The organism is Frankia sp. CeTa3Moorea (genome assembly GCF_978021225.1).
In genome coordinates this window covers 1-11,431 of the sequence record NZ_CDXDOR010000153.1, presented here as the reverse complement: position 1 = coordinate 11,431, position 11,431 = coordinate 1, and the positions used below count along the sequence as shown (strand labels likewise).

Sequence of the window (11,431 nt, the reverse complement as noted above, 5' to 3'; positions counted from 1 at the left end):
CCCCCCGGGACCCCCCGGGGCTCGCCGGGATCGCCATGATCGGCCGAGCCACCGGCCAGCGCGGCGAACAGCCGCGCGTCGTGCAGGCCCGCGACCGTCATGCCCCGCTCATGGAACTCCGACAGCCGCCCGAGGAGCGTCAGCCGGTCGCCGGGGCGCAGCGAGACGTCGCGGGGCGGGCAGAGCTCGGGGAGGCGCTCCCCCGCGCGGCGCAGCGAGATCGGGGTCAGATCGCCATAGCGGGCCCGGAAGGCATGCCGGCCTATGATCGACTCCTCGATCACCGCGAAGACCTCGGCATCGGACCGTTCGTCCATCGGGAAGGCGTGCGTCACGTCCGAGCGGACGCACGCCTCGACGAAGCTCGGCCCCGCGAGCTCGGCCCGGTTCAGCACCCGGACCTGGCTGAGCGCGTCCGCGAGCTGGTCGCCGAGCTGGCGGTTACTGATGGCCACGACGAGCCGGACACCGGGGGCCGTCTCGGCCGCGACCAGCGCTGTGCCCAGGTTGTCGAGGTCCGTCTCGTGACAGGACACGACCGCGAGCGCCGCGGCGATGCCGGCCTCGCGCAGCGCCCCGGCGCCACGGGTACTCTCCACCAGGACCCGCACGCCCCACCGCTCCACCCTGCGCCGGGTGGCGGGGGCGACCCGATCGTCGATGGCCACCACCGTCACACCCGACGCCCGGAGCTGTTCGGCGAGCCGGAGCCCCAGGTTGCTCAGCCCGCAGACAATGACGTGACCCGACGGGTCGGAACCACCCGAACCACCGAAGGCACCCGAACCTCCCTGACCGTTGACGGCGCCATGCCCGCTGAGGACGCCATGCCCGCTGAGGACGCCATGCCCATCGAGGGCACCATGACCATCGACGGTGCCATTGCCTCCGGTCGCGCCGGAACTTCCAGAACCCGCTGCCATGCCACCCCCTCCAGCACGCCGGACCGGTCCCGTCCCACTCATGCCTCGACCGGACCATCCTCAACCGAATCGGTCCGGGGCCGATCAACACCGCTCGGCACGCCGTGGCGCCGCAGCGCCGTGGGCACCTGGCCGGTCCTCGCCGGACCCGGCCGGGATCGGGCGCGCCACGGGAGGAACAGGCACCGCGCTGACCTGGGGTATGGGGATTCGTCCGCGGCCGCCAGTTTCTCATGCCGGCCCGCGGCGACGGCCAGGCACGGACCCGGTGGGCGGATCCGCCGCCTCCGATAGTCTTTTCCGACGGTGAGTGGCAAAACGGTTCGGATTCGGCTAAACAGGCAGGGCGGAGAGCGGCAGTGAAGGCGAACGAAACTACTCTGGGTGAACTCCTCCAGGGTCAGTGCCAGTATGTCGTCCCGTTGTATCAACGCCCCTACAGCTGGGAACGCGCCAACCTGCGGCAACTCTGGGCCGACATCACGAGCGTGGCCGCCGCCGGTCCAGCGGCAACGCACTTCCTAGGTTCGCTGGTTCTCGCGCCGAGCCCGTCGACGACGCCAGCCGGAGTGGCGATCTGGCTGGTGGTGGACGGTCAGCAACGGCTGACGGCGCTGAGCATCCTGCTCTGCGCGATCCGCGATCATGTCCGAGATGACGATCAGATGCTCGCGGCGAAGATCGACGATCTGTACCTCATGAACAGGTACGCGGCCGGAACCGAACGTTACACCCTGCTACCGACGCGAGCCGACCGGACCGCCTGGACCGCTCTCGTCGAGCAGTCGCCGGAGGCAGGAGGCCGGGCCGGGATTGGCGACGCATACCAGTTCTTCCGCAAGGAACTCGCCGCGTTGCGCGACGCCGACGACCCGCTGGATGCAGCACTGATCGAGCAGGCCATGGTCGGTCAGCTCGCAATCGTGGAGATCGCCGCGCATGTCGACGACGACGTCTACCGCATCTTCGAATCGCTCAACCACACCGGCCGCCGGCTCACCCAGGCGGACCTGCTGCGCAACTACCTGTTCATGCGGCTACCCACCCGAGCGGACCGGGTGTACGACTGGCGGTGGTTCCCACTCCAGGAACTGCTTGGTGACAGACTGGAGGATCTGGTCTGGCTCGACCTCGTGCTCCGCGGCGACGACCGTGCCACCAAGGAGGCCGTGTACCAGTCGCAGCGGCAGTATCTCCAGACGCTGCCGGACGAGGACGCCATCGAGCGGTGGATCTCCGAGCTGCATGCGAAGGCCCTGCTGTTCAGCCGGATTCTCGATCCGGACCGGGAGGAGGACCCGGTCCTGCGGCAGGCCCTACACCGGCTGCGCCGGTGGGGGGCGGACGTCGTCCGGCCGACCGTCCTACACGTGCTGATCGCGCATGCGAATGACCGTCTCGACGCCACCGAGGCCGCCGCGGCACTCCGGGTGGTGGAGAGCTACCTGGTGCGGCGGATGCTGGTCGGCATCGCGAGCGCCAACAGCAACCGCATCCTCATGTCGCTCGTCAAGGAGCTCGGCGACCAGACGCCGACCGCCGCCGCGATCACGCGGGTTCTCTCCGGCCCGCGTAAGAAGTTCCCGACCGATCAGCTTGTGAAGGAAGCCGTCCTGCTCAATCCCTTCTACTGGACCGGGCGCGGCCCTCAGCGCACCTATGTGTTGCGCGGCCTGGAAGAGGACTACGAGCATCTCGAACCGGTCGACTGGGGCGTGAAGCTGACGGTTGAACACATCCTCCCCCAGTCATTGGCGAGACCGGGATGGAAAGCGGTTCTCGACGCCGATGCCCACGAGGGTGAGACGCGCGACGAGCTGCACCGCAGGCTCGTCCATACTCTGGGCAATCTGACGCTCACCGCCTACAATCCGAAACTCGCCGACCACGAGTTCACCGAGAAGAAGAAGCTGCTGGCCGACAGCGGGCTGGCGATGAACCGAGAAATCGCCGGTCAGGACAGGTGGGGTCGGGAGGAGATCCAAAATCGCGGCCGGGCGCTCGCCGAGCGGATCGTGAAGATCTGGCCCGGCCCGGACGAGTCCGTGGTCCCGCCACCCCAGGACCAGCGATGGACCCTGATGATCCGGGTACTGGCTGCGATCCCGCCCGGCCGCTGGACCAGTTACTCCGACGTCGCGGAGGTGATCGGGTCCCACGCCGTCGCGGTGGGAGCCAAGCTGGCCAGTGCCCGGATCTCCAACGCCCACCGCGTCCTGCTCCTGAACGGTTCCATCTCCCCGGACTTCCGCTGGCCCGATCCGGAACGCACCGACGATCCACGGGAGATTCTGGCCGCCGAGGGTGTCATTCTCAGCAGGTCGGGCCGGGCACTGGCCCGCCAACGCATGACCGCCGCCGAACTAGCCGCCGCCGCCGATCTCGAAGCCCCGGAAGAGAGCCAGGGAGCCGCCGCCGGAACCAAGGAACGTCTGTTGGCCGCCCCGGCCGCCCGGTCCGCCGTGGGGCTCGCGGTCAGCCTGTGGCCATCAGAGCGGCGTGCGGCGGCGCCCACGGACGATGCGAACTCCGGCCTCTCCTACCAGGACCGGGTCCGGGGCTGCCTGCTGGGCGGGGCGTTGGGAGACGCGCTCGGTGCGGCAATCGAATTCCAGTCGCTTGACGAGATCCGACGGGAGTACGGGACGGCGGGGGTCATCGGCCTCACGGCCGCCTACGGGGTACACGCTCCGTTTACAGATGACACCCAGATGACGCTGTTTACCGTGGAGGGTCTGATCCGGGCCTCGGTCCGCAGCCGCTCCCGGGGCATCGCCGATCCGCCCGCGGTGCTGTGGCGCGCCTACCAGCGTTGGCTCACGACGCAGCGGCGGACCGGTCCGGCCGCCGGGGAGATGGACGGCTGGTTGGCGGCGCAGCAGCTGATGTATGCCCGGCGCGCTCCGGGGAACGCCTGCCTGTCCGGGCTGGGGCGCCCCGAGATGGGCACGCTCGCGCGGCCGGCGAACCCCGACAGCAAGGGGTGCGGGGCGGTGATGCGCTCGGCCCCGTTCGGGCTGCTCCGGCGGGGCCCGGAAACCTCCTTCGACCATGCGGTCGAATGCGCCGTGTTCACCCACGGTCATCCCTCCGGGTACCTCGCCGCAGGCGCGTTCGCGTGGATCGTCGCCGCGATGGTGGACGGCGCGAGCATCACCCAGGCCACCGCATCGGCCCTCGGCCGCCTGTCGGCCGAACGCGACGGCAAGGAAGTGGCCAGAGCTCTGCGGGCGGCTCTCGGAACGGCAGCGGACGGTGCGCCCACAGCGGAACGCGTGGAATCGCTGGGCGCCGGCTGGGTCGCCGAGGAGGCGCTGGCGATCGCGGTGTACTGCGCGGTGGCGGCGCCCGACGATCCGCAGACGGCGCTGCTCGCGGCGGTCAACCACTCCGGCGACAGCGACTCGACCGGCGCGATCTGCGGGAACCTCGTTGGCGCCGCCCTGGGTGAGCCGGCACTGCCGGCAGCCTGGCTGAAGGAGCTGGCGGGCTATGAGCTGGTCGGGCAGGTCGCGGACGATCTGGTAACCGAGATCGAGAACACCGCGACCGTCTCCGACGCCTTCGGCGCGGCCACCCCGGCCTGGTCCACCCGCTACCCCGGGAGCTGAGCTCACGCACATCAGATCTCCCATCGGTTCGAGCCGTGCCGGCGCTCCGTGGTGCTTCCGGCTCACCTGCTCGGGGGGACGTTAACCCGACCGTCCCCCTGCCGAAGGTCCCTTTCGGCCACCCGGGACGGCGAGGTGAGCTGGGCGGCGAGGTGAGTTACATGAAGGTGCGGACAACAACGGGCCGGCGATGGATCGGGGCGGTGGCGCTGCTGGCGGGCGCGCTGCTCGTGCTGCTGGGATGTGGCGGCGGTGGCGGCGGTACCGGTGGCGGCGGTACCGGTGGCGGCGGCTCCACCGACATCACCACGTCGAAGCCATCGGTGTCCGGCACCTCGCCGGCGCCTTCTCCGTCCGTGTCCTCCCGCTCGCCGGGTGGACCGGTGGTGACGTCGCCTTCCACAACCGCGACGCCGCGGGAGCCGGTCTGGTCGAGCGAACCGCGCCGCGTCGAGCATCCGCTGTACGGTAACGCGACGGTCGTCGCAGTGCGCAGCGCGCACAACGTCGCCGGCGGGATGGCTTTCGATCGGCTGACGATCGAGCTCCAAGGGCAGATCCCTGGCTACGAGGTGCGTTACGTGGCCGAGGTGCTGTCGCCAGGCGAGGGCGTTGCGGTCCCGCTCCGGGGGCAGGCGTTCCTGGAGGTGGTGTTGTTCCCGGCCGTGGCCCACGATGAGACCGGCAGGTCGACGCTGCGCACACCGCAGGCCGGCGGCGGGCTTCCCGCGCTTGTCCAGTATCGGATGACCGGCGACTACGAGGGCTACGTCCATTTCGGCCTGGGGGTCGACGATCGGGTCGGCTTCCGGGTGCTCGAACTGTCGAACCCGTCGCGTGTGGTGATCGACCTCGCCGCCTGAGGTCTGCCGGCGAGGTCTGCCGGCCGGCCTCGGCCCGTGACCTGCCGCGCTTCCCTGGCGCGGGCAGTTCCCTCTTTGCCGTCGCCGGTCATCGAGCCACACCGCGCCGCACCCCGAAAACCCAGCACAACAGCATGATCAACTTAGGCTGCCCGGCACTGGCCCGGGAACGGCCCGTTCGGCATCGGGGGTCAGGACCTTCCGCACCCGCTGTCAGGACTGGCGCGATCTGGGGTGCTTGGCCTCGGCAGAGAAACATACGTGCCGGTCGGGGCACGTCGGAAGGCGTGCCCGCCCGGTGGAGACCGGGAAGCTGTCATGACGTACGTCCCACCTGGAAAACCAGGCAGTATCGTCCATGTTACGGACCGGTACGAGAACTTCATCGGCGGAAAGTGGCTGCCGCCGCGGGCCGGTAAATATTCGACCAACCTTAGCCCGGCCACGGCGCAGCCGATCTGTGAAATACCGCGGTCGGCGGCGGAGGATGTCGAGGACGCCCTGGACGCGGCGCACGCCGCCGCCGGCTCCTGGGCCGCCGCGTCCCCGGCGGAGCGGGCCGAGGTGCTGACCGCGGTGGCGGATGCGATCGACGCCAACCGGGAGATGCTCGCGGTCACGGAAAGCTGGGAGAACGGCAAGCCGGTGCGGGAGACGCTGGCTGCCGACATCCCGCTGGCCGCCGACCACTTCCGGTACTTCGCCGCGGCGGCGCGCACCCTGGAGGGGTCGATCTCCGAGATCGACGGCAAGACCTACGCCTATCACTTCCACGAGCCGCTCGGGGTGGTCGGGCAGATCATCCCCTTCAACTTCCCGCTGCTGATGGCGGCGTGGAAGCTGGCGCCCGCGCTGGCCGCGGGTAACTGCTCGGTGATCAAGCCGGCGTCACCGACGCCGTGGTCGATCCTCAAGCTCGCCGAGGTGATTCAGGACGTCATCCCGCCCGGCATCGTCAACATCGTCAACGGGCCCGGCGCCGAGGTCGGCAGGGCCCTGGCCACCAGCCCGAAGATCGCGAAGATCGGCTTCACCGGTGAGACCACGACCGGCCGGCTGATGATGCAGTACGCGGCGCAGAACATCATCCCGGTCACCCTGGAGCTGGGCGGGAAGTCCCCGAACATCTTCTTCGAGGACGTCCTGGCCGCCGACGACGCCTATCTGAACAAGGCGGTCGAGGGGCTGGTGCTGTATGCGTTCAACAAGGGCGAGGTGTGCACCTGCCCGTCCCGGGCGCTGATCCAGGAGTCGATCTACGACGAGTTCATGGCGCGGGCGCTGGAACGGGTCGGCCTGATCCAGCAGGGCAACCCATTGGACCCGGCGACGATGCTGGGCCCGCAGGTCTCCGCGCAGCAGCTGTCAAAGATCGGCTCCTACGTGGACATCGGCCTGGCTGAGGGCGCCGAACTACTGGCCGGTGGGCACCGGACGCAGCTGGCCGGAGAGTTCGCGAACGGCTACTTCTTCGAGCCGACGCTGCTGAAGGGCCACAACAAGATGCGGGTCTTCCAGGAGGAGATCTTCGGCCCGGTACTGGCTGTCATCACCTTCAAGGACGAGGCCGAGGCGTTGGCCATCGCCAACGACACGCCTTACGGGCTCGGTGCCGGCGTGTGGACGCGGGACGGTGCCCGCCAGTTCCGGATGGGCCGGGGCATCAAGGCCGGCCGGGTCTGGGTCAACTGCTACCACCAGTATCCGGCGGGCGCGGCGTTCGGCGGATACAAGGTGTCCGGCATCGGCCGCGAAAACCACCGGATGATGCTGGAGCACTACAGCCAGACCAAGAACATGCTGGTCAGCTACGACGAGAACGCGCTCGGCCTGTTCTAGGGTCTCGGATTCCAGGGTTTCAGATTCCAGGGTTTCGGAGTCCATCGGCATTTCCCACCGACGATTCCCCTGGCTGGAGGATGTTATGAAGGCAGCAGTTGTCACCGATTTCCGGGCACCGTTGCGTATCGAGGACCGGGACGTCCCGGTGCCGGGGCCGGGGCAGATCCTGGTGCGGATGGAGGCCAGCGGCCTGTGCCACACCGACATCCACGCGGCGCGCGGTGACTGGCCGGTGAAGCCGACTCCCCCGTTCGTCCCGGGTCACGAGGGCGTCGGCGTGGTCGAGGCGGTGGGCGCCGGGGTGACCGGGCGCGCGACCGACGACCGGGTCGCGATCCCGTGGCTCGGTCATGCCTGCGGGCGCTGCCGCTACTGCGTCGGCGGCTGGGAGACGCTGTGCGAGAGCCAGCGCAACAGCGGCTACTCGATCGACGGTGCGTTCGCCGAGTACGCGGTGGCCGACGCGGACTACGCGGTGCCGGTGCCCGGTGATGTGCCGTCGTTCGACGCCGCGCCGCTGACCTGCGCCGGCGTGACCACCTACAAGGCCGTCAAGGTAGCCGGGGTGACCCCGGCCGAGACGGTGGCCGTGTTCGGCATCGGCGGGCTGGGCCACCTGGCGTTGCAGTACGCCCGCATCGCGGGTGGTTTCACCGTCGGGGTCGACGTCACCGAGGCCAAGCTGGAGCTGGCCACCGAACTGGGCGCCGACCAGGTGGTGAACGCGCGGACCGCCGACCCGGTCGAGGCCATCCAGCGGCTGGGCGGCGCCGACGTGGCGGTCGCGCTCGCCGCGTCGCCCCGTTCGTTCGAGCAGGCGTTCGCGTCGCTGCGGCGCGGCGGCCGGCTGGTCTGCGTGGCCCTGCCGGCGGATGGCACGATGTCCATCCCGATCTTCGACACGGTCCTGAAGGGGATCACGGTCAAAGGATCGATCGTCGGCACCCGCAACGATCTGGCCGAGGTGTTCCGGCTGCACGGGGCCGGCCGGACCAGGGTGATCGCTTCCGGCCGGAAGTTGGACGACGTCAACGCCTGCATGGACAAGGTCCTGGACAGCAGGGTCCCGGCCCGGGACGGCGTCATCACCGCTACCGGCCTCATCGTCCTGATCATCGGTGTGCTCCTGGGATCCGGCGCCGGCCTGTACGCGGCGCGGACCGTGCGGATGACCGCGATGCCGCAGCTGGTCAGCGTGTTCAACGCGGTCGGCGGCGGCGCTCGTCGCGTTCGCCGAGGTGGTGCGGTTGGGCGGCGCGGCCGGGCTGGCCGGGGCCTCCGGTCAGACCACCGTGACCGTCGGCCTCGACGCCGTCATCGGCGCGGTGACCTTCTCCGGCTCGCTGGTGGCCGCCGGCAAGCTGCAGGGCCTGATCAGTGGCGCGCCGGTGCTGTTCCGCGGCGCCCGACTGCTGAACGCCGCGCTGGGCTTAGGCGTGACGATGGTGCTGCCGATCGGCGGCGCGGGCCCAGCATGAAGTCGTCGAGCTCGCCGACCTGCTCACGCAGCACGGGGTGGACGTCTGCTACGCGATCCACCCGGTCGCCGGCAGAATGCCGGGCCACATGAACGTGCTGCTGGCCGAGGCGCACGTTCCCTATCCGCAGATGAAGGAACTGGCTGAGGTCAACCCCGAGTTCGCGCAGGCCGATGTCGCCCTGGTCGTCGGCGCCAACGACGTGACCAACCCGGCGGCCCGCCGGCCCGGCAACGCGATCTCCGGCCTCTCCGGCGGTCCGATGATGCTGCTCGGCCTCTTGGCAGATGGTTCACCAGGCCGTACCCTGAGCGATCCTGGCTGCACGTGGAGTGGGATGCGGATGCGGATGCAGCCCTAGGTCGTACCGGGATGGTGTGGTGCGGTGGGTGAGGGTGGGACACTCGTCGGGTGATCGGCGGGGGCAGCGTGATCGGCGCGGCGAGCGAGGGCGAGGGGGCTGACGGCTGGGACTTCTTCGTCTCCTACACCGCGGTGGATCGGGCGTGGGCGGAGTGGATCGCCTGGACGCTGGAAGAAGCCGGGCTGCGGGTGCTGGTGCAGGCGTGGGACTTCGTACCCGGGTCGAACTGGGTCGCCGAGATGGACGAGGGGGTCCGGCGGGCGGCCCGGACGATCGCGGTCCTGTCCGACGCCTACACCCGCTCGGTGTACGGGCAGGCGGAATGGCAGTCGGCCTGGACCGCCGACCCGACCGGCACACACCGCAAACTGCTCGTGATGCGGGTCGCGGACTGCCCCTGGCCGGGTCTGCTCGGCCAGGTGGTCTCCACCGATCTGTTCGGACAATCCGAGGAACAGGCACGGGCGGAGCTGCTACGCGCGGCGAGGCTGGCGGCATCGGGTGGGCGGGCGAAGCCGGACAGCGCCCCACCGTTCCCTCCGGATATGCGGGCGATGCCGGTACAACCCTCGTTCCCCGGAGAGCGGCCCGGGGTGCCCGCGCCTGGTGGCAGGCAGGCGGTCGGCGTCAACTACGGCACCGTGATGCAGCGGTATTTTCAGGGGCCGTTCCGGCTGCTGTCGCAGGCAGCGATCGGGTTGGATCCGCTGCCGGGTGACCTGCGGCTCGTCGACCCGGCGGAGCCGGATAACCCGGTGGGGCTGTTCCAGGGCCGGGACCGGCTGATCGGGAAGATCGATGCGTTCCTGGCCTTGTGTGTGCAGCGGCGCCGGGGTGGATTCCTGCTCGTCGAGGCCGAGGCGGGCGTGGGGAAGTCGGCGTTGGCGGCCTATCTGGCGTTCACCCGGGCGTGGCCGGCGCACTTCACCCGCCTCGCCGAGGGGCGGGTGCCGGAATCGGCGCGGCGGAACCTGGCCGCGCAGCTCATCGCCCGCTGGAAACTGGACGACGCGGCACCGGGTGGGGTGCTGCCGCAGGGGGCGGAGAGTACGGGGTGGTTGCACGGCCGGTTGTGTGAGGCGGCGCAAGCCCGCGACCGGGACGAACCGGGTGTTGCGGTGGTGCTGCTCGTCGACGGCCTGGATGAGGCACCGCCCGCGTCGGGGGGTGATCTGCCATTGGGTCTGCCGCCGAACCTGCCCGCCGGCACGGTGATCGTGGCGACCACCCGGCCGAAGGCGATCCCGATCCCGGCCGGGTCGCGGGTGGTGGAACGCATCGACGTGGAAAGCGAAGCGAACCGGACCGACCTGCTGGACTATCTGACCGCGGTCACCGCCCACGACCCGCTGCTCGCCGGCCCGCTGGCGCAGACGGGGACGGATCCGGGCTGGTTCTGCCGCACCCTGGCGGACCGGTCCGCCGGGGTATGGATCTATGCCCTGTCGGTCCTCGACCAGATCCGCGACACCGGCCGCTCCCCGGCCGACATCGACCGGCTACCGGACGGGTTGGCGGGCTACTACGCCGACAACGTGCGCCGCTGGCGCGACGAGCTCGGCGACGACAGATGGAACACCGACGGGCTGCCGGTGCTGGCCACGCTCGCCACGGTCCGGGAACCCACGCCGGCCGGGCAGATCGCCACCTGGGCCGGGGTTCCCCCCGCCGTCACGCGCGGCATGCTGCGGGGGATGTTGAAACCGTTCCTGGCGGTACGCCGCGGCGGCGACCCGGACCGGTATCTGCCGCGGCATCAAAGCCTGCGCGACTTCTGCGACGGGCTGTCCCTGCACGACAGCGACGACGACGGGCTACGCGAACTCGCCTACGACCTCGCCGCCGCCACCCGCGCCGCCCACAGCCGGATCAGCGCATCCCTGACACCCGCCGGTCCGGTCGGCCGGCGGGACTGGGCGGCGGCAGGCCGCTACACCCGGACCTACCTCGCCGAACATGCCGCCCTCGCCGGTGGCCGGCTCGACGACCTCCTCCACGATCCGGAATTTGGGCTACATGTCGGCGTGCCGTCCCTGCTGCGGCAGCGGCGACACCTGACCACGGTGGAGGGAAAGGCGGCACTTGCCGCCCTGGAACTGGCCGCCGGCCACGGCGAGGACCACGCATCGCATCTACGGTGGATCGAAGTGTCCGCCCGCAAGGTGCGCGCCGACACCCTCGCCGACCATGCCGCATCCCTCGTGGACGAACCCTGGCATCCAAAACGGGCCATGTGGGCGGGGAACAGTCACCGCACCCTCACCGGCCACACCGGCTGGGTGTCCGCGCTGACGGCACTGCCCCTACCCGACGGACAGATCCTGCTCGCCTCCGCCGGAGCCGACGGGAC

At 70.2% G+C, this 11,431-nt stretch carries 7 protein-coding genes; 6 read left to right on the top strand and 1 reads right to left on the bottom strand.

Going from position 1 to position 11,431, the window contains the following annotated elements:
* Window positions 1–923, bottom strand: a 923-nt coding sequence (locus tag AC08OV_RS20370; protein WP_476620125.1) for an NAD-binding protein, incomplete at its 3' end; no start/stop codon positions are given.
* Between the two features lie 359 nt (window positions 924–1,282).
* Here AC08OV_RS20370 and AC08OV_RS20365 point away from each other — a divergent pair.
* The 6 genes from AC08OV_RS20365 to AC08OV_RS20340 all read left to right on the top strand — a co-directional run.
* Complete coding sequence (locus AC08OV_RS20365) at window positions 1,283–4,534, top strand: ADP-ribosylglycohydrolase family protein (RefSeq protein ID WP_476614811.1); 3,252 nt, start codon at window positions 1,283–1,285, stop codon at window positions 4,532–4,534.
* 161 nt (window positions 4,535–4,695) lie between these two features.
* Window positions 4,696–5,397 (top strand): AMIN-like domain-containing (lipo)protein, encoded by a 702-nt coding sequence (locus AC08OV_RS20360; protein ID WP_476614812.1) that lies wholly within the window; start codon window positions 4,696–4,698, stop codon window positions 5,395–5,397.
* A 318-nt stretch (window positions 5,398–5,715) separates the two neighbouring features.
* Window positions 5,716–7,236 (top strand): aldehyde dehydrogenase family protein, encoded by a 1,521-nt coding sequence (locus AC08OV_RS20355; protein ID WP_476614813.1) that lies wholly within the window; start codon window positions 5,716–5,718, stop codon window positions 7,234–7,236.
* A gap of 85 nt (window positions 7,237–7,321) precedes the next feature.
* Window positions 7,322–8,809, top strand: coding sequence for a zinc-dependent alcohol dehydrogenase (locus AC08OV_RS20350; protein WP_476614814.1), 1,488 nt, complete (start codon window positions 7,322–7,324; stop codon window positions 8,807–8,809).
* Window positions 8,755–9,078, top strand: coding sequence for an NAD(P)(+) transhydrogenase (Re/Si-specific) subunit beta (locus AC08OV_RS20345; RefSeq protein ID WP_476614815.1), 324 nt, complete (start codon window positions 8,755–8,757; stop codon window positions 9,076–9,078). The genes AC08OV_RS20350 and AC08OV_RS20345 overlap by 55 nt, the downstream gene beginning before the upstream one ends.
* A 50-nt stretch (window positions 9,079–9,128) precedes the next feature.
* Window positions 9,129–11,431 (top strand): TIR domain-containing protein (locus tag AC08OV_RS20340; protein WP_476620124.1); only part of this gene is annotated, 2,303 nt, incomplete at its 3' end.